This is a genomic window from Candidatus Omnitrophota bacterium, from assembly GCA_030695905.1.
Classification (GTDB): Bacteria; Omnitrophota; Gorgyraeia; order 2-01-FULL-45-10; family 2-01-FULL-45-10; genus CAZHPY01.
This window is the reverse complement of the sequence record JAUYOL010000034.1, coordinates 21,851-42,389: the sequence shown is the minus strand read 5'-3', so window position 1 is coordinate 42,389 and position 20,539 is coordinate 21,851. Positions and strand designations below refer to the sequence as shown.

The following is a 20,539-nucleotide window of genomic DNA, read 5'->3' as shown; positions in this document are numbered from 1 at the left end:
CTTTACAGCACGCCTTCCTGAACCTCGGCAATTTCAACTTTTGCTTTATCCTTGAACTCTTCCTGGACCTCTACTACCACCAACTCATCTTCGGCAAGGCCTTTATCTATTTCGACGAGGTCCTCGGACATATACCCCATGCCTACCTTCCTGACTTCTATCGTTCCATATTCGGCGGGTTTTTCTTTGGCCATCTTTAAATCAGGCCTTGGCTCTTCTTTTTCTTTGCCTTTAAATATTCCGAAGAGGCCCCTTGGCTTCTGGCTCTTCCTGTCTTTGACCATAGAGGGCTCTGCCAGGCTCTTTGGCTCTTCTTTGTGAATCACATACGCGAAATAATCATTTTCCTTCTTCTTCAGCGCTGAAGACGGCACAACCAAAGCGTCTTTCTTTTCATAGGTAGATATGAGCGATCTTATAAACATGCCCGGCTTCAATATATTATCCTTATTGTCGAGCTCCACCTTTAATGTCTGGGTCCTGGAGCGGCCCTCTATAACCGGCGAGATCCTGTCTATCGTGCCGGTAAAAGACTTGCTGGGATAGGCGTCGACAAATACTTCCACTCTTTGGCCCAGCGCCACTTTAGGTATATCTTTCTCTATGATATTGAATTCCGCATATACTTTATCGGCATTTATAAAAATTCCGACCTTATCGCCTGACTCGCTTGGATTAAAATAGCTGCCCACATCCGTAACTCTGGGCCCCATAAGCCCATTACTTACCGCGTAAATATTGGTTTTATCGAGGTCGCTCTTAGCTGATTCATATTCGAGCTTGGACTGCTCCATCTTAAGCGAGCTTATTGCGCCTATTTCAAATAATTTTTTGTTCTTGCTTAACTCTATCTCCGAATATTTTAACTTCAGCAGAGCATCCTTCTGGTTTAAGCTGGCTATAATGTCGCCCTCCTGAATCTTCTCCCCTTCCTCGAAGTTTATACTTTCTATGATGCCCGGCACCTGAAACTTTAAGCCTATCTCTTTAAACCCTTTTATATTACCAAGCGCGGGCAGTGTATCCTTAAAATCCATTCTCTTGATCTTATATGCCTTTACCGCGGTAGCGTCCTCTTCGAAAGTAATCGGCCTTGCTTTCGCCGCTATATCAGCTTTCTTTTTAAAAAGCGTTTTTTGTATATTTGTGGTAGTTTTAACCAGGACTGTGAGCACTATAAGCACACCTATTATTATAAGAAACGCTTTCCTGTTAAATTTAAAATTTTTAAAATCGAACTTCTTCATAAAATTCAACTTGTCCTTAATGCTATTCATGTCTATCATCTTCATAATTTCGGGCTCCTCACTTATTATTACCGTTATTACCGTTCGTTGGCTCTATATCTTTAAAGTATTCCGGCGCGCCGACGGCCTTGCTTATGCTTGCGATAGCTACCTGGCAATCGCTTAGGGCCTGTACATACCCGAACCTCTCCTGCGCTAGTTTTATCATGCTTTCTATAACATTGGAATCCTGCGCCTCATCCATCTGTCGCCTGAATTTGACAAGCTCAAGGTCGCCTTCCTGGTACTTTACCTTATTGACAGCTGTATCGAGCTGCAACAGGGCTTTTTCATAATTAAAGCATACTTCTTTAACTTCCAGAGTTATGTCCTGCTTTATCTTTATCAATTCCTGGCGGGCCCTGTCCATATCGACATCCGCGGAATATTTTTCTGAATATTGGGCAAGGTTATCCAAAAAATTAAATTTGTAGGAATTGGTTATCGTAGATGTACCGCGAAACGCGCTCACAACGGGCGTCCATACCTCTTTGGTATATGAATACTCGCCGGTAGACCCCCAGAGGGGGATGCTGCATTTTACACCCGCATACCACTGCTGGAGCATCTTCTGGTCCGGGTCGACCGTGCCTGTCGCGGGGTCAATTCCCATATCTTTGGCTATATATTCTTCCTTGGCCATACCAAAAGAGCCTATAAAATCTATTTTGGGCCAACTCTTCGAATTGGCGATCTTCTTCTCATAAATATAGTACTGCATCATCATGGAATTTATCTGCATCTCGGGCCTGTGGACCAGCGCGTCGCGCAAAACTTTTTCAAAATCGATATTCACCTTTTTAAGTTCGTTCGGAGGCTCTATATCTATCCTCGCGCCCGAATCTATGCTCATGGCCTGCTTCAATATAAGCTCCGCTACCTCTACATCGCCTTTGGCCGACACAAATTGAAATCTTATCTGATTGGTTTGAGAAGAAACATTTAAAAATTCGAGACTGGATCCGACGCCGGATTCAAATTGCTTAATGACCATTTCACGTATTCTTGAAGTCTCCCGCGAAAGATCCTCTTGAGATTTAAAATTTTCCTTCGCCTTCGCGAGAGTATAATATCCTTTTTTAACCTGTAGTATAAGATCGTTTTTAATCCTCGAATATTCTTTATTTACTATCTTTAGATTTGTCTGCGCCTGCATCATAGTGTACATAAACTCGCCGCCGTGGAAGGCCGTCTGTTGAAGATCGACTGCGGTGCTTTTTCCGTAGAAACGCCGGCCGCCTATCTGCCCGCTATGTTCTTCCATCCTTACGCCCACCTTTGGCAGCAGGTTACGTCGTGCTTCAAACAATCTCCACTGGGCCAACTTTACGCTCTTCTTTACTGTTTTTAGAGGCAGGTGATTCTTTATCGCTATATTTAAACATTCTTCCAGGGTCAGTATCCTTGCCGGCTCCGTCTCATTTTTGACAAATTCGCCTTCGGGCATACTGTTTGGATCTTTCGCTCCCATAATAGAATGCCCCGCCATTTCGACTTCCGAGGGGCCCATAACCTCTTCGTCTGCGAAAGACTCTGCCGCACACAGCGCCAAAGCACAAAATAAAACCAATCCCGGGATTATTAAATGTTTATACAGATTCATTACTGTTTTTATTATCTTCGCCTTTAGTTATCCCTTTTTTCTTCCTATAGTTTCTCATGTAATCCTTCATATAGGATCTATGCCTGTCCCTGTGCTCCTCCCTGTATAACTTCAAATACTCCTGATGTTTCTTGCGCCATTCAAGCGACCTTTGCCTGCACGTCTCGCGCCATGACGAGTCCTGGCTCTCCTTATACCTGAAATAGTTCGGGTTTCTGCCGCGCCACTTTTTCATATTCTCGAGTTGCCTCTGATATTGGCACTCGAGAGAAGAGCATACCGTCTGGTTGGGACGATACTTATTAGGCAAGAACGGTTTGCCGCAAACCTTACAAGACATTTCCTGCGCCATAAATTACCCCCTCTTTTTTACCTTTATGCTTTCAAAAATATTTCTCTTACCGCCAATGCCGCCGCGCCCATACTGACAGCGTCTTCGCCAATGGCGCTTGTTATTATATTCACCCTGTTACCCTGCCGGGTAAAAGCGAGTTTTTTAACCGTGCTTTTTATCGGATCTAAAATAATGTCACCGGCTCTTTCCACTCCGCCGCCCACTACGACTATCTCGGGATTGAATAGATTTACCAGGTATGCTATACGAATGCCTAAATTCATGCCCGCGTTTCTTATTATATCCACCGCGAGATCATCATTTTCTATCGCCGCATTTATAACAACTTCTTTGGTAATATTTTTAGTGTCGCCCTTAGCGCACGCGACGATTTTGGTGCCCACGCCTTTCTCTATCTCATGCATTGCCATCTGTGTTATGCCAAGGTCCATTCCCCATGGCCTTAAATACTGCGCGGATTTAAAAAATATAAGCTCTTCTTCCCTCGATATATGTTCACGCGATATCTGTATCTCGCCGGCATTGCCGCCCGCGCCGAAATATATGTCTCCCCGTATAATTATGCCGCAACCTACATCTGAATACATATACAAAAGGTCTTCTACGTCGGCGGCAGGATTAAGCCTTTTCTCCCCAAACGCCGCGCATGCGGCATCACTGCCCATAAATGTTTCAATCCCGGTCTTCGCCTGCATATGGTCTCTCACGGAATTAAGTTTCGAATTCGCTCCGACTATGCCCAACCCTATGGCCATCACGCTATTTTTTTCTATGCCGGATTTTTTTATCACTTCCTGGAAGGCCTCGATAGCTTTCTCGGATATCGCGTCTATAGTGTCCGTTAATACAGGCAATCTGATTTTTGCCAGTACATTTATCGAAAGATCCGTAATTACAGCGGCCGCTTCCCGGCTGCCTACATCGATACCTATAACGTATAGATTCTTCCTGTTTAATTCTACCAGCTCCGGACGCCTTCCGCCGCTGGAGACATCCCATCCGGTCTCTAATAATATCTTCTTGTCTATGTAGTCTTTGATATAGTTCGAGACGGACACCACATTTATATCTGTTATTCTGGAAATTTCTGTTCTGGAGATGGGACCTTTTTTTCTAATTAGTTCGAGAATCGCTAAATTTTTTCTCTCTTTATCAGAGAGAGTTCTATAATGAAACAACCCGTCAGGCTTTGCATCCATTTTCTTAACCCTCTATAGATATTTGGTTAGTAACTAACTTTTGAACTCAAGTATACCTAATATAGAATAAAAAGTCAAATCTATAATATGTAAATTTTAGTAACGCTAACTTTTCGCTATTTGTATTGCTATTTTTGCGGAGGGATCTTCTTTTTTAACTTTTGCATACGCATGTTGGCAAGGTCACGTATATTGCTATCCTGGGATTCCTTAGCTATTTTGGATAATGCCTCTACAGCCTTAGCTCCGCCGATCTCGCTTAGGGCCTGTACCACGGCCATCCTCACAGCGGGGTCTTTATGGTGAATGAATTGCACAAGTGTCTCGACCATCTCCTCGCTCTGAATATATCCTATTAGCTCTATTAAAGAAGGGGTTACGGCTTCTTTCAATTCCGCGCATATTTTTTTAAGCCTATCCACCGGGGCGGTTTTTAAGCCTTTTAATAAATCCGCTATCTGCTTTCTTACAAGAAATTCTCTGAATGGATCCTTCAGGCTTACACTCTTCTTGGTGCCGAGTTCTACAAGCGCGTCTACAAGTCTTTCGTTAAAAACAAAGTATATATCTTTAATCTGATACGCATTATCATTAATGGCCGCATATACTAACTTTCTTAAGACAGGGGCAATAGAAATATCTGTTACAAAATTTTTAATAACTTCATAGCTTTGAGATTTTTGACTTTCTTCTTCTTTAACTTTTTTGAGCAAAATCATAAAGAGCTTGCCCGAAAAAATCCCGAAAGACGCATCATCCGGGGCCGCTGAATCTGTTATAATATATTTAGTAGCTTCAAGCGCTTCGGCAAGAATTTGCGGGTCCTTTTCCTGTTCCAATTTTTCCAGTATATACTTCGTCCTGCCGGAAGGTTCCTTTAAAAATTCGCTTATCCTTTTTAATAAATTCCGGCGCGCTTTTTCGTTAAGTTTATTCGCCTTTATTAAAAATCTTGCTAAAGCGTCTTTGACTTCATCTTTCCTGCCTTTAGAATCAAGGTCTTCGAGCAGGTCCGCGATCTTATCCAGCGCGTCCGGAGTATAGTAATCCTGCGGAAGCCCCAACAATATACCTATCTTTCTTTCCAAGGAAAGATCTTTCCATGCGGATCTGCCCATCACAAAATCCAGGTCTTCGCTGCTTACATCAAGCTGCAATAATTTAGGTTCCAATTTCTCCAAAACTTCTTTTTTACGCTCCTGGTTTATCAAAATTTCGTCGATAAACTCTTTTATAAGAAGCGGGTTATACATATTGTCTTTATATTTTTCCATTATAACATCTATGAGAAAATCATCGGTAAGAGCGCCCATTATGCCCGTAGCTACTTTCTTCTGCTCCTGCCTTGATTCGGACATAAAAGACCCTATAACTTTATGCCTAAGGCCGGGCTCTAATTCCAGAATTATCTTGGCCATATCTTTCTGGTGATTGCCGGTTTTGGATCTTGCGTCGAATATCTGGGCGTCTATTTTCGTTACAGCGTCGGTAATAACCTTGGCCTGGTCCTGCGTGCCGTCTTTTTCCATTGCCGTGTTGGCTATATCGGTTATCGCCCGCGCTATAGCCTGAGGATTCTTTTCTATATTATGGATGATCTCTTCCCTGTTTACCGCGGTTGAGTCTATCTTGCCCATCAAAAACTCCATGAGCATGAGATCGCTTAAACCTTTTCTCCCGCGGCCGGTTTGCGCGTATTCATCCACGGATATGAAGTGCAGTTCATCTATCCCTATATGTTCGAGCGATTCTTTATTTATAAGCGCCGCCCACCCGCCTTTATCCGCCACATCTTTGCGGCCTATCGATAAATGGTTTATAAGGCTGCCGATCTCGTCTTCGCGCAGGCAAGTCTTAAAAGATATTGTCTTTATCTCCTGCTCCATCATTATATGCACAAAATCTTCCGCCTTGGCGTGTTCCGATTCACCCGGAGACAAACGCCTACCGTTTACTACGAGGCTCTTTTCTACCTCGGTAATAACCAGGGTCTCTGACTCACCCAGTATCTTATTTATAATAGCGTAGGCTTCTTTTACTGTACCAAGCCTAACCGAACTTGTCGGAGGGTAAAGGCGTATCTTTTTAATAGCACCCTGGGTAAAGAGGATGAACTTTACCGCCTCTTTCATCATATTGTCGCTTAATTCGACGGTTGTTTTCTCTTTTCCGGAAAGAAGCTCCTGCGCGAACTGCTCCAGATATTCTTTTATTTCACCGGGGTTGAACAGTTCTTTCGTTTTTTCCAGCAGCTCTTTACCGAGTTTTAGGGCATTTTCCCGTCCCGGAACATGGCTGTAATGAAACGCGGCCTGGCCCGCGACGTCATAAATATTATCCCTGTGTTCATCTACCAGCGCCTCGGCTATCTTATAATGCATATTATTGCGCTGGTCCTCATCCAGCTGGCTGTATAATATATCCTGCGTGCGATCTCCTACAAAATCAAACCCTCCTGTCTTATCCACATCGCTTACAAGATGCATACTTTTGGCGCGCTCTATCAATTCCGATATGAAGCCCTCGTTTTTGTCCCCCAGCTTGTTCAAAATATCCGACTGGAAATTTTTACCTATTACAGCGGCCTGCAGTATCATTTCCTTTGTCTCGTCATCCAGGGACATTAGCCTGCTTTTTATAATATCGTCGAGCGATGCCGGTATGTCATTCCCCGTTATGCCGGACTTAACCTGCCAGGCGTCGTTGCGATAAAATATAATGCCTTTTTCGATAAGCCACTTGAGAATTTCTTCGATAAAATAAGGGTTGCCCTTCGTGGCCTCGTAGACTAAACCGGTAAACTCTTTCGATCTTCCCGGTTCCGGGAAGATGGCCTCTATCATGAGGGCCGTGTCATCGTTCGATAGATTATTAAGCTCGATCTTTTTCGCTTCGGGATACTGCGCAAGCCTGTCATCCATAGAAGCGCAGATTATCGATATATTCTTATCTTTTTTTTGTTTAATCAGGTGCCGGATCAGTTCCAGGCTCGCGCTATCGGACCACTGTATATCGTCAAAAATTATAAAAACGGGAAGAAGGCCGCTCAAGGCGCTTAAAAAATTTAAAAATGCCTTGAATATCAAAAACCTTCTGCCTTTATCATCTATTGTCAGATCGGACGATTTCTTTATCAGCTTCCTTAATTGCGGAACTACAAGGCCCAGCTCGGATAATTCGGACGAGGGCATCTTCAGTAATATGTCGGTCATTTCAGGATTATCCATACCTGCCTTATCTATGTAGCCGCCGAGGCCCCTGGCAAATAGATAATATGGGTCGTTGGAATGCTGCGAGGAGGCATTACAATGCACAATAATAGCCTGATCTTTTATATACTCTATTATCTCATTCAGGGTCCTTGTCTTACCCACTCCCGACTGGCCCACTATGAATGCCGCCTGTGGCGCGCCGGATTTTATGCCCAGCGAAACCATCCCTTTGAGCGCGTCCAATTCTTTCTGCCTGTCGATAAATTTACGGCATGGAAACGATTCCATCGCGATGAGGGAGCTTACTTCCTCCGCCGTAACTTCTTTTGCGGAGGCAAACCTGTTCCTGCCCCTTTTTTTAGACAGGTACAGCGCTTTGTCAGCCATCTCTATAAGTTTGGTCTTATCATCGGCATCTTCCGGGAATACTGCGTAGCCTATGCTTAGCGTTACATTGATCTTCTGGTTTTTGTCCCCGGTAAAGCCTGTCTGTTCGATGTTATTAACAAGAGTGCCGCATATCTTGGCGGTCTTATCTTTATCGGCGCCGGATAATAAAATTATAAATTCGTCTCCTGCATATCTTATTGCCGTATCGGTCTGCCTGATGGATTTCTTGATGGCTTCCGCGACCTGCGTCAGGACTCTATCGCCGCAAAGGTGGCCGTATCCGTCGTTGATCTTCTTGAACTTGTCCACGTCTATCATAAGTATAGATAACGGATAATTACTGAGACCTGCTTTTTTTATCTCCTGCGGAATAAATTGATCCAGGTAGTAACGATTAAAAAGCCTCGTTAACGGATCGATAAAGGACGGGCCCTCAAAACGGGCATCTTGTGAATTGGTAGCCATTTCTAATAGAATACTACAAGAATAAGGCGCAGGCAAGGCAAAATAGGCGGACTACCCCTTAAAATATATTCTTTTGAAATATAACGCTACGTTGACGAGCCCGATAAGCACCGGCACTTCGACCAAAGGGCCGATTACCGCGGCAAATGCGACGCCGGAATTAATCCCGAACACGGCCACTGCCACCGCTATGGACAACTCAAAATTATTGCTTGCGGCCGTAAATGAGAGCGTCGCGGTCTTCGCATACCCCGCGCTGAATTTCTTGCCCATGTAGAAGGAGGCCAAAAACATCAATATAAAATAGACTAATAATGGTACGGCAATTCGTATAACATCCAGAGGTATTCTTACGATATATTGGCCCTTGAGCGAAAACATAACGATAATAGTAAATAACAGCGATATTAAGGTTATCGGACTTATCATAGGTATAAATTTTTCTTCATACCATCTTTTACTTTTTAACCTTAGTAAAGTGATCCTCGTAATGATCCCGGCGAGAAACGGAATACCCAGATAGATAAAGACGCTGTTCGCGATCTGCACGATGCTGATATTTACTTCAACTCCCTTTAACCCAAAATATGGAGGAAGCACCGTGATAAAGAACCACGTGTAGGCTGAAAAAAATACAACTTGAAATAGTGAGTTAAATGCTACCAGGCCAGCGCAGTATTCGGTGTCACCCTTGGCAAGATCATTCCATACGATAACCATCGCGATACAGCGCGCAAGCCCTATCATTATCAGGCCTATCATATAGTCGGGGTAATTTTTCAGGAAAAGCACCGCCAGGACAAACATTAGTATTGGCCCAACGACCCAGTTCTGGACAAGAGACAAGGCCAATATCTTGCCATTCTTAAAAACCGACCCCATCTCTTCGTATTTTACTTTTGCAAGAGGCGGATACATCATAAGGATAAGGCCTATTGCTATGGGAATGTTGGTAGTACCAATTTGAAAGCTATTCCAGAATCCGGCTATTCCCGGATAGAGGTATCCGGAAACCACGCCAAGCGCCATCCCGAGAAATATCCATAGCGTCAAGTGCCTGTCAAGAAATGATAACTTTTTTGAAATAGTATCGGACATTATCCCCTTCCTTTTCCTGCGCTAACCTTTATGCTCGCAATCGAATGCTCGATCTCTTTGAGGTCATCCGGGCTTCTTATAGGGCTACTCTTAATAACTTTTGCCGTAGCATCAACCGGATAAAAAGCCTCGCCGACAACTTCGATATTATCAAATCCGGCCTCTTTAATATAATTCAGATAGTCTTTCTTAAAGATAGCGCCTGCAAGACAACCCACATACGCTTCCACCGACTCTTTAATAATCAAAGGCAGATCTTTCACCAGCACCAAATCGGAAACCATCAGCCTCCCGCCGGGCTTCAATACTCTGAACGCGTCTTCAAATACGCTCTTCTTATCCGGCGAAAGATTGATCACGCAATTGGAAATAATCACATCGACGGAATTGTCTTCGACTGGAAGCTTTTCAATTTCACCCAAGCGAAATTCAACGTTAGAATAGCCGCCCTTCTTTGCATTCGCTCTTGCCTTTTTAATCATCTGGGCCGTCATGTCAATGCCGATGACGCGTCCTGTCTTGCCGACCTTTTTAGCGGCAAGAAACGCGTCAAATCCGGCGCCGCTTCCTAAATCCAGCACCACATCGCCTTCTTTTAAAGCCGTCAAAGCAACGGGGTTGCCGCATCCTAAGCCCAGGTTAGCATTTTCGGGAACAGCCTTTATATCCTCTTCACTGTAGCCAATGCTTTTGCTTATGGCTTGAACGGTATTAGCGCTGCCACAACAAGACTTTGCCGGGCAACAGGAACCGTTTTGATTAGCAATTCTTGCATAGCCATCTCTCACAATTTTTTTTATCTCACCGGCTCTTTCCCTCACATATCACCTTTTCTTTCCGCTTAGTATCTTGCAGCACCCGCCTTCAATTTTAATAGCTTTGATATTTACCAGCCCATCGGCAATCTTATTACGGGCTGAAGACAAAATCCTGGAGAATGTCGGGCGTGAGATCTTAAGCCTTTTCGCCGCGTCAAGATGTTCCAGTCCATCAAGATCCGCCAGCCTGACGGCCTCAAACTCATCTAGAGTTAAAGACGTGCATTTAACTTTATTAAACGGCTTACACACAGGCTTAAAACATCTTTCACCGGGCAAACATTTAACCCATCTGGTCTTCTTTGGCCTCAAATCATTCTCCTAGTTATGAGCATATGCTCATAACTATCCTACCGATATTATACCCATCTGTCAATAGTATGTATAAAAAAATACTCCGAAAAATTTATAGTTCTTCGGAGTATCCACCCTACTTTGGTAGCCGTGGGGGTTTGAACGAAAATGGACTTTTATCCCCAAAAACATCCCCACCCGTCTCCATCTACTTCCCTAACACAATCGTTTATTGTATAAACATCCTTTTTTGGAACATATGGCCACCACTTACCGGTCTTTCTTTTCCAATAAAGGTGCCAGCGGTTGTCGAAATCCGTATATCGCATCTGGCAAAACTCAGAACAGCTCGTCCTGGCAGGATCTCCAAAAAGCGGCCTCTTTTCAGCAATAGTAATGCGATTATATTGCACTTTAACAAGAAATCCGATTTCCGAGCGGTGCTTGAGAGGTACTTTATTATAAAGATATTTATTAATTTCTTCTACGGCACTTTCTCGTATAGCTTCGGGCATCCTTTTTCGATATGATAGCGCGCGCAAACCTGAGTCACCGGCAGCTTCATATGCATTGGAATAATAGCTAAGACGCTCTTTTCCAAGATTACTTTTCTTCGCAATCTTTAGAAACTCATAGTAACCACTATCTGTATCTACGTCTAATTTTGCGGCTTTTTTAATTGATGAATGCTTGTCAGAGTAGTCCATGTCTATCCCGCCAGCACTTCTTCTATTTTAAGTACAAAATCTTTCGCATCTTCCAGTATCCATTCCGCATCGTCATTTGTAAGCACTTCGACCCCGTATTGATCTATAACTCTATCCTCTTGTGCTTTTTCTAAGGTATTGGCATATTTTTGCTCAAGTTGCTTTGCTTTCTTAATGTAACTAATATACTCGGGCCTTACCCTGCCCCTCCTGACATAGAATTCTTTAAATGCCGCTATAGCACAGTAATGGGCCGTTGCGCGAATGCCTATCTTAAATAAAGCCGCTAAGACAGCATGATACATAGCGTAATATCCGCAGATGATAGTCCAGTCGAATAGATCGTTATCAAACATTATTTTCATCGCCCGTAGGTTCTTGCGGGCTTTATCGATATGCTGTCTTGCTCGTTCTATATTAACCGGCACTTTATGCAGGTTCGGCCGGCCTTCTTTTGGATGGAAACATCCATGTAATATTTTTTCAATATCTTTTGCCATTACCTATTCCCTTCCCTGACTAATTGCCAGAATAATGATTCGTTATAAAGAACAATTCTATCGCTCCACAATTCATGATAAAACTCGGTCTTTTTCTTGAGACCTTCCGTAAATTTTTCTATCGTCGTAGAGATCGGGGTAATTTCGAGAAGAGGGCTTACGTCTATTTTTGCTTTATTTAGGATATTAATAACGTCTTTATCTTTATTCGAACTCACAGCCAATATATCTATATCGCTGCCCTTGCCCCATTCGCCTCTAGCCACTGATCCAAAAAGGACCACAAGCTGTATTTGTCTTTTTGATAGCTCGATAATATTGACAGTGTATTTTTCTAACAAGCGAGCGATGCTCTTATTTTTGCCGTAAAATACCGTTTTCCTTTTTAGCTCTATATATTCGAAAAGCTTAAGTAGGTCTTCGCTATCAAGATCCGGCTTGAATAAAGACATGTTGGAGATTTCGCGTCTTTTAAATAAACCGTCTTTTACAAATTGCCGCATAGTGTTGTTAACATTATTTAACGAAACCTTGGAAAGACGAGAGATCTCCCGCAAGTGTATCTCCCCCGAGGGATCACTCATGAATATTTCCAATATCTTTTTTCTTTGCAAGGGTATCAGCATATATGCCTCGTAGGTTAACGTTCCATAACATGGTTCAACTGTTCTATATTATGGTACACTATGAACGTATTGTCAACAAAAAAGCATTCGCAGCATTACTAAGGTACGTCTCCCGCGGAGAGATAGAGAGAGGCGCTCTCTCCTTTTTCAAGATTCTCAGTTAATCGAATTATTGGCCATGACCACTGTTTTAAATCTCGTAAATATGTGGCCAATCATCGATTAACTAAGAGAGGAAGAGAGGTTGAAGTCGAGAACTAATCGTGAGATTTGCTTAAATCATGCAGACTAGAGGTGTCGCCAGTTATAAGCGCAAGTTTCTTCTGTTTCGTCCAGCGCTTGATCTGGGCTTCGCGCTTTAAGGCTTCTGAGCGATTGGGATGGTCTTCTTTATAGACAAGTTTAACGGGATTTCGGATTCTCGTGTAGTTGCCGCCCTTACTACTGTTATGCTCATTTACTCGACGAGGAATGTCTGTGGTAGTACCGGTGTAGGGTGTATCATCAGCGCATTGGATTATATAAACATGCCACATTATCAGCCTCTTGGTGGTTCGGCGCGCTCGCCTGAAATAGGCGACGGCTCGCTTGCTCACCACCATGGTGAGCAAGCCAAAAAACCTCTCAGTTTTACCAGAGAGGTTTTTTGGCGCGTCGAACCATGGTAGGGGGGCTATCCTCTCCCCCTGAATGTATCTCTCAATTCTTAAGCGCTATTATACAATCCTGAATCATAGAAAACAAGAATTTTCGAAATCAGAGAGGCGAATTTTAGAGAGGTATTCGGACATGTCTAAAGGTTCGAAATTGGACAATTGCTGGACAAAATAATCGCTTTTTTGTCCAATCTTGTCCACTGTCTTCTATGGACAAAAGTCGCAACTAATTGCTATATAAAGAGATGTAAAATGTCCCGTTATTTGTCCGGACATTTGGGGTTTGAAACTGCAAATCTATATTATTTAAACTGAATTCCGGCAAAAAACGGCTCACATATAGCATGCTTACTTTTACGAGGAAGGCGACTATTTTCGGCTATGCTTTCTCTCATAGTAACTATTTGGTTTTTCTTAAATCTGCTATCGCCGGGGTTAATTATTTTTACCTTTATAGCTTCCTTAACGAATAATTCAATGAGCCTTTCGTCAAAATCACTTTGTGGCATATAATATAACATCTCGTTCAATATATATTCCTTCAACTTAGCGGTGCCCCTTATCCTAAAAATATCACAGGGATCAAGGCGACCGTCAGTCAACTCTTGACCGCAAAAGGCTCCATCCATTACATCAACAATAATCATTCTGTCTCGTGGAATAATGTATTCTTTATTAACTTTATCTTCCCCTATAAAAATTTTTACTCCGCGTGATTTTTCACTATAGATAACAATACAACCGTCTACCTCACATATGATAGCAGGATTTTCGGGCCTACGTGCCTCCAATAACTCTATCACATGTTTATTAAATTTTAATCTTGCCCACCAAGACGCCGCTTTATTACCTATTTTTTCGCCCACTTTGGCAACATCACCCGCAAAATTATATTTGCCAAAACATTTTAAACATATCCCTTCTTTTGCTTGACAATGGATAACGCTCCTTACCATAATTACTTCTTTACCGGCTTTTTCTAATTCGTTCGCAACTGTTTTGGTTATAAACTTCCCTTTTCTAACTATTACGTCCCCTTTGGCGCCCCATCTAACATCCGAACCACAACAACGCCCGACAATTCTTTTCTTCAAAGGTCTTATGATTTTCCCTTTTTGTGCTATTTCCGAAAAAAATACGCCACCTTCGCAGCCACAATCTTCTTCCGTTATAGTCAAATCTTTAAAGATTTTTAGAAAGGAATTGCGCACAGAAGCTTTTCGTATTTTATTATTTTTCTCAAATTTAATAACACTGGCTAGATAATCTAATGACGACTTGGCTGCCTTTCTCACATTTTTATCATCATCAACACATGCGCGATATAGTGCTTTCCTTATCGCCACGATATCATCTTTTCCTGTTCCCAGCATAATATACCTATAGGCGATATCATTAAGAGTCAATGAGGCGTCTTTTCTAATTTCTGCGTCTTTACAAAATTCCAATGCGTTAAGAATAGGTCTTATTGATCCAACGTCAAAAAGCGCAGAACCAGCAGCAGAACGAACTAACGTATTTTTGCTGTATAGCGCATTGATGAGAATAGATTTATATTTACTGATTTCACCTAATCTCTTATGAGAGTACATAGCGTACGTTACAAGATAGCCGATATAACGCATAATTCTTGCGCTATAGACATCGGATTCTTCGGAATTATAATACATTAAGAAAAATTGTATAATATTCTCGTAATCTGTTCTTTCTCCAATTCTAATAAGAGCTTTAAGTGTGTTCGGTCGTGATGATAAGATGGGGTCAAAAAACGCACTAAACACAATTGCATCTACCGCTTCGTCATCTCCTATGCGCCCCAAGGCATCTATCGCGCCAAACTGTATATTTTTATTATGGGACTCCATTAGTACAAAAATAAGCGAATCTACGACTTCTTTTCCCATGGATTCGAGAATTGAAACAACTTCGGCTCGAACCTGTTCATTATCCGTATTTAATCTTTCGATTATATTTTGATGGCGTGAAAGCATATATTTTTCTCCTATAAGTTTATATTATAACATGTTTGATAAGGAAAAATAATAACAAAAAATCCCTCGGTAAAATTAATATCCACCGAGGGATTTTCATGATGCTAATTGAGCTTAAATTTAATCATCGCCGCCATCATCATAATCATTGTATGCATCTCCATAATACTTAGCATTGGGGTCTTTTGTTAACCTATCATGCTCAGTCCAATAAGCGCTGCCCGGCATATAGTCATCTCCTCCTGTTAACGGAAGCCATCTGGTTCTATGATTATCATCGTCAGCCGCTTCAAACGCCATTTGAAGAGCATCAGGACCGTCATCGTGAGAACCGCGCGGAAAATATTTCAACTGCTCTAATAGCTTCGCATGCTTTCGCGAGAATCGAATCTTTCCTCTTTTAATCGGAGATTGCAGCATCTGAATTCTTCCCTTTTTATCGGAAAAATTACCTTTCCCTTCGACAGAAAAATCTATTCCCCGTTCACTTAAGCGTTCATTTATCGCAAGGATAACGGCTGCCTGAAAGTTATTCTCTTCGATAACAAATCTGCCATAACGCCTATTCCTGCAATGTTCGACAACGGCTTCATATAGATTATCTAGAGTTAGCTTCTCTATGTCAGCGTCAAGCACATAAGCAATGCCTGTTTTATTGTCTTTGACAAGCGTTATTATCGCGGAGAAGTCGCCGGACTTTCCTTTTAATCCTAAACTGGGGTCAAGAGCGCCTACTACCTGTATATCATCGCTCAAAGACTTTAGAAGCGCTTCTTCTGTCTTAAACTCGTCATCCCAGAAACGCGCCTCATTCATACTGAGGCTCTGTTCTTCAGGTCTTAAGGGCTCATTCTGTTTTTCCGAATTAAAGCTTGCCTCATTGTAAGCACGAGCCAACATCAATTGATAGAAGCTTTCCTTGTCCTCCCACAAGACACTGACACCTTCCATCATCTCTTTTTCATGATCTTTGAAAAACTCTAGCGCTCCCTCCGGGCCTTCTTTATCTTTATAGCCATCCTGACAGTCTAATATCCGGGACCAATCGTTATCCCAAAGCTGTTGGTTCTTTGAAAAACTTACCACAGCTTTATAAATATACTTATCCCATTTCTTTTCTTGTGTATCGGAAATCAGTTTGGCTAAGAGCGAATCGTAATCCAGGATAGTGCCTATCACTATATAATTGGTATTCTCAGACCCTGCGTTTAATACAGCCTTTGTAAACCACTCATATAACTTTTTCCGCTGTTCCAGGTTTCTTACGGCCATATCTCCTTCGATATCATCCAGTATCACAAGTGAAGGCCTGAACTGTTTATTCCTTCTGCCACGAATCTTCTGCCCTGCTCCTAGCGCGATAATTTTAATCCTATTAGCCGTAATTACTTCATCTTCTTTCCAAACAGCGGCCTTGTCAATGTCACATGCTTCGGGAAAATCCTCTATCAGCTCATTGTTTGAGTCGAGCTCATCTTTTACGTGTGACAGTAAGTCCACGGCCTGGTCATGTGTTTCCGACAATATGACCATATAGGGTTCTTTTCTATAACATATACACCAGAGGACATATATTAAGCTTACGATGGAGCTTTTCGCGCTGTCCCTCGGAGCGGCTATAGCCGTATGTTTTCCCCTAGCACTGACCATTTCCATAAGGATTCTATATAAATCTTTATGGAATGAGCATATTTCGTTTTTAAGGTAGTGGGAAAAATACAGCCTCGCGAATGCCTCGATTGATTTTTCGCCTAGACTTTTTCTTAACTCTCTTTCGCTATTATTTATATTACTCATTTTTTGTTTCCTCCTTATTTTTGCTGTTTTGGTCTTTACCTAAATCTTCCACTTCTTTGACTATCTCTGTCTTCTCGATTTTTGTCTTCAATAACTCGATGCGCTTTTTTGTGTCTTCATCGAGAGCGCCTGTCTCTTGCGCAATTTTCTCGATTTCTTTAAGCTTTTCTTTAGCTTCCGCGATTGATTTATCATCACAATCATTATGATGATAAATATCTCCTATTACTTTCTGGGGAGCCGAAGGAAGATATCCTAGAGTTTGGAGCCGCTCGGTCATTTCCGTTATTATTTTTGAGGCATAATAAACGGCCTGGGATTTTTCCTGCAAAGACCCTTCTTTTGAGTGGGCTATTCTCACAAGATACGAATGGCATACTTCAAGCTTCTTAAGCATGTCACCTACAAGCTGGGCCGCCAGTTCAACGCTGGGTCTTACGGAACCTCTTTGCCTTATATCCTGAATATCCCGTTTTATCGTTTTCTCGCTTCTATCTAAAAGCTGCGCTATCTGCGATACGGAATAACCTTCGGAATACAGGGTTTCAACACACTCCTGCCTTGATTCTTTAGGCATATCTTTAGCGTCTCGAGTCTTATCTTTGATCTCCTGTATGATTTTAAATACAGGGCTTTCTTCCTTATTTTTGTTATCAACCGGATTATCCATTTTCTGTTTCACCTCCTTTTTCTTTACCTATATATTTGTCGCGGATTTCTTCTGAAACATTTTCTTCGCCAACCAACTTTATAAATCTTTTTACAATCACGTCACAATAATTCGGGTCTATTTCCATTCCGTAACAGACTCTGTTCAGGCCTTCCGCGCCGATTAGAGTAGTCCCTGAGCCAAGGAATAAATCGAGAACGATATCTCCTCGCTTGGAACTATTCTTTATCGCGCGATGTGCTAACGCTACTGGCTTTTGTGTCGGGTGATTATAGCTTGAAGTCGAGTCTCTCTTTATCTGCCATAAATTGGTCTCGTTATTGGGGCCATGCCATTTATGGGCGCCATTATCTTCTTTCCAGCCGTAGAGGCAGAACTCTGTCTGCATCTGGTAGTCAGAATATCCTATTGAGAAACTCTCCTTCGCCCATGTAATAACGCACGATACATGGAATCCTAACTCTGCCAGCATCGTATACATCGGACCGAACTGCTTTGATCCGTTCCAGATATATATAGGCGCGCCGCTTCCTATATAAGGTGTGACATTGGTAATGATCTGTTTTAACCACGTCTCATATTCGCCCTGAGTTAGGTTATCGTTGTATATGCGCTTCCAATTTTTACATTGCTTTGGTCGCGCATTCTCAGGAGTCGGGCGATTACCTCCATAATAATCAACGTTATATGGAGGATCGGTAAATATAAGATTTACCTTACTATCTCCTATTAACTTTGCCACGTCTTCCTCTTTTGATGAATCACCGCATAGAAGCCTGTGCTTACCAAGGATGATAAGATCACCTTCCTTGGTAATAGCTTGATCTATTTTATTAAGCTCTTCATCTGCGTTAAATTCATCTTCTTTTACCTCTTCAGCCCTATCCAAAATCTCGCTTATCTCAGGAGCATTAAAACCCGTGAGCTCGATTTCAGGGGTGCCGGATAGTTCCTCTAAAATCTCGGCCAGCTTATCCTTGTTCCAATCGCCTCGGATTTTGTTTAAAGCAAGGTTTAGGGCTTTTTCCTTTTCAAGCGGTAAATCCACAACGCTTACCTCTATTTCGGGGGCGCCTTCCTCTATTAATACCTTTAGCCTCTGGTGACCGCTTACAAGCGTCCCCGTCCTTTCATTCCAAACAAGCGGCTCGACATAGCCGAATGTATGGATACTCGCTTTCAGCGCTTCATAATCCTGATCGCCCGGCTTAAGGTCGACCCTCGGATTATAAGGAGCCGGGTTAATTTTACTCACTTCTACTTTTTGAATCTTCATGACCTATTCCTCCTTTTGGTTTTTAGACATTTCTAGCCCATGGCAGAGAACCATGGGCTAGTGGTTTTTCATTACTTTCTTACTAAATGAAACGTTATTTCTACTATGTCTTCTGGCTCAACATCCGCCTCGCCAATAAAGTAACGCAGAAATCTTAGCTGGGACTCAATGTCTCTGCCTTTGCCGGAAAGTTCTCTTGTAATCTCCTTCTCTTTTTTGAGCAATTTTCTAAAAAACTCATAACTACGCATTTTTAGTCACCTCCTATTTTCATTTTTACACATTTTTCTTAACTATTTGTAAAATAAGGGGATATATAGGTCGGCGTTCTTGAGGATAGCCCTGCGGATTAAAATAGAGGGTTATTTTTATTCATAGCGAGGGGGAGAAGTATAAATTAACTTTTTATACTCTCAATGATATAGATACATAAAGGGTGCGTTTTATTACAGATTTTTTTGATGGAGATAGATTACTTGCGGGATGTCTTTTTAAGATCGGATATGGGAAAAGAAATACTATCCGGAACGTTCGGGAGCTTTCCTTCTTCGAATTTTTCTACTATTTCGCGGCCAGATTCGACTTTATCTTTACAACCGGGACAAGTCGATAAATGTTTTTCAAGCGCCGCCTTCTCGTTTCCTTTAAGTACATTATTTATATATGCGCCTAATTTGACATCTGGTGGGCATGTGGTCTTCTTCTCTTTTGGAATTAAATCAAGCGGGGATTTAATCTCCACGCCGGATTTTATATGCTCCACGCCACCGCGGGGCAACTCTTTTTCTTCACCATATTTATGTTTAAAATAATTTATAAATAAACTATCGATTGCGTCCCTTTTGCGTTTCATTTTAAAATCTCCTTTTCAACTGATATAGATACATCTTTGGGTCTATTTATTACACAAATTTTATACTTCGCCATATTTATTCTTAATATAAAGCTTCATCTTGTTTTTTACCCTGTTAATAATAACACCGACGTACACCCTAGAAAGTCTCATAGCTGCGGCAATTTCGTCATATTTAAAACCTCTATGAAGATGCAACTCCATGATATCGTATTCTTTTTTGCTCAAAGTATTTAAGAATTTTTCCGCGATTGAATTCTGTTCTTCTCTAGTAAGATTTTCAATAATATTTTCCGGAGATGGTATATTTTTTAAATCTTTTTCTACAAACTCGCCTTCTTTCCATTTTTTAGTAAAATATTTACCAGCTCTGTGATGCGCAATTATAAAAATAAGACCACTTAATTTATTCGGATCCTTTGCCTGTCGCAGTCTCGAAAAATTGTTCTCCACCATATCTATAAATGCTTCCTGAAAAACGTCCTTGATATCTTCTTTCCGATCTTCTTTCTTAGATGCATATGTTTTTATCCATTTATGGATAGCGCTATAAACAAGCTTACTATACCGGTCGTAAAGTAATTTAAAAGCGAATTCATCATGCTGACAGCATGCTTCGAGTAATGCGCTATCGGAACTATGCTCACTAAGTCTGCTTATCATTGTGATTCCGTTTCCTATAATTCATTTTGGTTGGAGTGCCACCTGTGACTTTTATCTTACTACTTTTGAAGAAAATCTCA

At 41.8% G+C, this 20,539-nt stretch carries 19 protein-coding genes; all 19 read right to left on the bottom strand.

Annotated elements, in window-relative coordinates; translation table 11 throughout:
* Positions 1 to 2: 2 nt before the first annotated feature.
* Entirely contained in the window at positions 3 to 1,292 is a 1,290-nt protein-coding gene (locus Q8R38_05140; protein MDP3791406.1) for an efflux RND transporter periplasmic adaptor subunit, read from the bottom strand.
* Positions 1,293 to 1,305: 13 nt separating this feature from the next.
* Entirely contained in the window at positions 1,306 to 2,889 is a 1,584-nt protein-coding gene (locus Q8R38_05135) for a TolC family protein (GenBank protein ID MDP3791405.1), read from the bottom strand.
* Positions 2,876 to 3,124, bottom strand: coding sequence for a hypothetical protein (locus Q8R38_05130; protein MDP3791404.1), 249 nt, complete (start codon positions 3,122 to 3,124; stop codon positions 2,876 to 2,878). The genes Q8R38_05135 and Q8R38_05130 overlap by 14 nt, the downstream gene beginning before the upstream one ends.
* Before the next feature lie 140 nt (positions 3,125 to 3,264).
* Positions 3,265 to 4,443, bottom strand: a complete 1,179-nt coding sequence (locus Q8R38_05125; protein MDP3791403.1) for an ROK family protein — start codon at positions 4,441 to 4,443, stop codon at positions 3,265 to 3,267.
* Positions 4,444 to 4,571: 128 nt separating this feature from the next.
* Positions 4,572 to 8,510, bottom strand: a complete 3,939-nt coding sequence (locus tag Q8R38_05120) for a diguanylate cyclase (GenBank protein ID MDP3791402.1) — start codon at positions 8,508 to 8,510, stop codon at positions 4,572 to 4,574.
* Between the two features lie 51 nt (positions 8,511 to 8,561).
* Complete coding sequence (gene arsB / locus Q8R38_05115; GenBank protein ID MDP3791401.1) at positions 8,562 to 9,608, bottom strand: ACR3 family arsenite efflux transporter; 1,047 nt, start codon at positions 9,606 to 9,608, stop codon at positions 8,562 to 8,564.
* Complete coding sequence (locus Q8R38_05110) at positions 9,608 to 10,429, bottom strand: arsenite methyltransferase (protein MDP3791400.1); 822 nt, start codon at positions 10,427 to 10,429, stop codon at positions 9,608 to 9,610. Before Q8R38_05110 ends, arsB begins: the two co-directional genes overlap by 1 nt.
* 3 nt (positions 10,430 to 10,432) lie before the next feature.
* Complete coding sequence (locus tag Q8R38_05105) at positions 10,433 to 10,738, bottom strand: DUF134 domain-containing protein (protein MDP3791399.1); 306 nt, start codon at positions 10,736 to 10,738, stop codon at positions 10,433 to 10,435.
* Between the two features lie 158 nt (positions 10,739 to 10,896).
* Positions 10,897 to 11,427, bottom strand: coding sequence for a DUF3024 domain-containing protein (locus tag Q8R38_05100; GenBank protein ID MDP3791398.1), 531 nt, complete (start codon positions 11,425 to 11,427; stop codon positions 10,897 to 10,899).
* A 2-nt stretch (positions 11,428 to 11,429) separates the two neighbouring features.
* Positions 11,430 to 11,927: a HEPN domain-containing protein gene (locus Q8R38_05095; protein ID MDP3791397.1), complete on the bottom strand. Its 498-nt coding sequence runs from the start codon at positions 11,925 to 11,927 to the stop codon at positions 11,430 to 11,432.
* Positions 11,927 to 12,553, bottom strand: a complete 627-nt coding sequence (locus tag Q8R38_05090; GenBank protein ID MDP3791396.1) for a nucleotidyltransferase domain-containing protein — start codon at positions 12,551 to 12,553, stop codon at positions 11,927 to 11,929. Before Q8R38_05090 ends, Q8R38_05095 begins: the two co-directional genes overlap by 1 nt.
* 257 nt (positions 12,554 to 12,810) lie before the next feature.
* Positions 12,811 to 13,089: a GIY-YIG nuclease family protein gene (locus tag Q8R38_05085; GenBank protein ID MDP3791395.1), complete on the bottom strand. Its 279-nt coding sequence runs from the start codon at positions 13,087 to 13,089 to the stop codon at positions 12,811 to 12,813.
* 422 nt (positions 13,090 to 13,511) lie between these two features.
* The gene (locus Q8R38_05080; GenBank protein ID MDP3791394.1) at positions 13,512 to 15,200 is read right to left on the bottom strand and encodes a HEAT repeat domain-containing protein; all 1,689 of its coding nucleotides are present in this window, start codon (positions 15,198 to 15,200) and stop codon (positions 13,512 to 13,514) included.
* A 120-nt stretch (positions 15,201 to 15,320) separates the two neighbouring features.
* Positions 15,321 to 16,997 carry a phage terminase large subunit gene (gene terL / locus Q8R38_05075; protein MDP3791393.1) on the bottom strand — a complete coding sequence of 559 codons (1,677 nt, stop codon included), beginning with the start codon at positions 16,995 to 16,997 and terminating at the stop codon, positions 15,321 to 15,323.
* On the bottom strand, positions 16,990 to 17,667 hold the full coding sequence (locus Q8R38_05070; GenBank protein MDP3791392.1) for a helix-turn-helix domain-containing protein: 678 nt from the start codon (positions 17,665 to 17,667) through the stop codon (positions 16,990 to 16,992). Before Q8R38_05070 ends, terL begins: the two co-directional genes overlap by 8 nt.
* Positions 17,660 to 18,943 (bottom strand): site-specific DNA-methyltransferase, encoded by a 1,284-nt coding sequence (locus tag Q8R38_05065; GenBank protein ID MDP3791391.1) that lies wholly within the window; start codon positions 18,941 to 18,943, stop codon positions 17,660 to 17,662. The genes Q8R38_05070 and Q8R38_05065 overlap by 8 nt, the downstream gene beginning before the upstream one ends.
* Positions 18,944 to 19,014: 71 nt before the next feature.
* Positions 19,015 to 19,194 (bottom strand): hypothetical protein, encoded by a 180-nt coding sequence (locus tag Q8R38_05060; protein MDP3791390.1) that lies wholly within the window; start codon positions 19,192 to 19,194, stop codon positions 19,015 to 19,017.
* 221 nt (positions 19,195 to 19,415) lie between these two features.
* On the bottom strand, positions 19,416 to 19,796 hold the full coding sequence (locus Q8R38_05055) for a zf-HC2 domain-containing protein (GenBank protein ID MDP3791389.1): 381 nt from the start codon (positions 19,794 to 19,796) through the stop codon (positions 19,416 to 19,418).
* A gap of 60 nt (positions 19,797 to 19,856) precedes the next feature.
* Positions 19,857 to 20,459, bottom strand: coding sequence for a sigma-70 family RNA polymerase sigma factor (locus Q8R38_05050; protein ID MDP3791388.1), 603 nt, complete (start codon positions 20,457 to 20,459; stop codon positions 19,857 to 19,859).
* Positions 20,460 to 20,539 lie beyond the last annotated feature (80 nt).

What these genes read in the sequence shown, in the direction of transcription:
- Q8R38_05140 (MDP3791406.1), bottom strand. Translation starts at nt 1,292, where the DNA reads ATGAAGATGATAGACATGAATAGCATTAAGGACAAGTTGAATTTTATG.
- Q8R38_05135 (MDP3791405.1), bottom strand. Translation starts at nt 2,889, where the DNA reads ATGAATCTGTATAAACATTTAATAATCCCGGGATTGGTTTTATTTTGT.
- Q8R38_05130 (MDP3791404.1), bottom strand. Translation starts at nt 3,124, where the DNA reads ATGAAAAAGTGGCGCGGCAGAAACCCGAACTATTTCAGGTATAAGGAG.
- Q8R38_05125 (MDP3791403.1), bottom strand. Translation starts at nt 4,443, where the DNA reads ATGGATGCAAAGCCTGACGGGTTGTTTCATTATAGAACTCTCTCTGAT.
- Q8R38_05120 (MDP3791402.1), bottom strand. Translation starts at nt 8,510, where the DNA reads ATGGCTACCAATTCACAAGATGCCCGTTTTGAGGGCCCGTCCTTTATC.
- arsB (MDP3791401.1), bottom strand. Translation starts at nt 9,608, where the DNA reads ATGTCCGATACTATTTCAAAAAAGTTATCATTTCTTGACAGGCACTTG.
- Q8R38_05100 (MDP3791398.1), bottom strand. Translation starts at nt 11,427, where the DNA reads ATGGACTACTCTGACAAGCATTCATCAATTAAAAAAGCCGCAAAATTA.
- Q8R38_05095 (MDP3791397.1), bottom strand. Translation starts at nt 11,927, where the DNA reads ATGGCAAAAGATATTGAAAAAATATTACATGGATGTTTCCATCCAAAA.
- Q8R38_05090 (MDP3791396.1), bottom strand. Translation starts at nt 12,553, where the DNA reads ATGCTGATACCCTTGCAAAGAAAAAAGATATTGGAAATATTCATGAGT.
- Q8R38_05085 (MDP3791395.1), bottom strand. Translation starts at nt 13,089, where the DNA reads ATGTGGCATGTTTATATAATCCAATGCGCTGATGATACACCCTACACC.
- Q8R38_05080 (MDP3791394.1), bottom strand. Translation starts at nt 15,200, where the DNA reads ATGCTTTCACGCCATCAAAATATAATCGAAAGATTAAATACGGATAAT.
- terL (MDP3791393.1), bottom strand. Translation starts at nt 16,997, where the DNA reads ATGAGTAATATAAATAATAGCGAAAGAGAGTTAAGAAAAAGTCTAGGC.
- Q8R38_05070 (MDP3791392.1), bottom strand. Translation starts at nt 17,667, where the DNA reads ATGGATAATCCGGTTGATAACAAAAATAAGGAAGAAAGCCCTGTATTT.
- Q8R38_05065 (MDP3791391.1), bottom strand. Translation starts at nt 18,943, where the DNA reads ATGAAGATTCAAAAAGTAGAAGTGAGTAAAATTAACCCGGCTCCTTAT.
- Q8R38_05060 (MDP3791390.1), bottom strand. Translation starts at nt 19,194, where the DNA reads ATGCGTAGTTATGAGTTTTTTAGAAAATTGCTCAAAAAAGAGAAGGAG.
- Q8R38_05055 (MDP3791389.1), bottom strand. Translation starts at nt 19,796, where the DNA reads ATGAAACGCAAAAGGGACGCAATCGATAGTTTATTTATAAATTATTTT.
- Q8R38_05050 (MDP3791388.1), bottom strand. Translation starts at nt 20,459, where the DNA reads ATGATAAGCAGACTTAGTGAGCATAGTTCCGATAGCGCATTACTCGAA.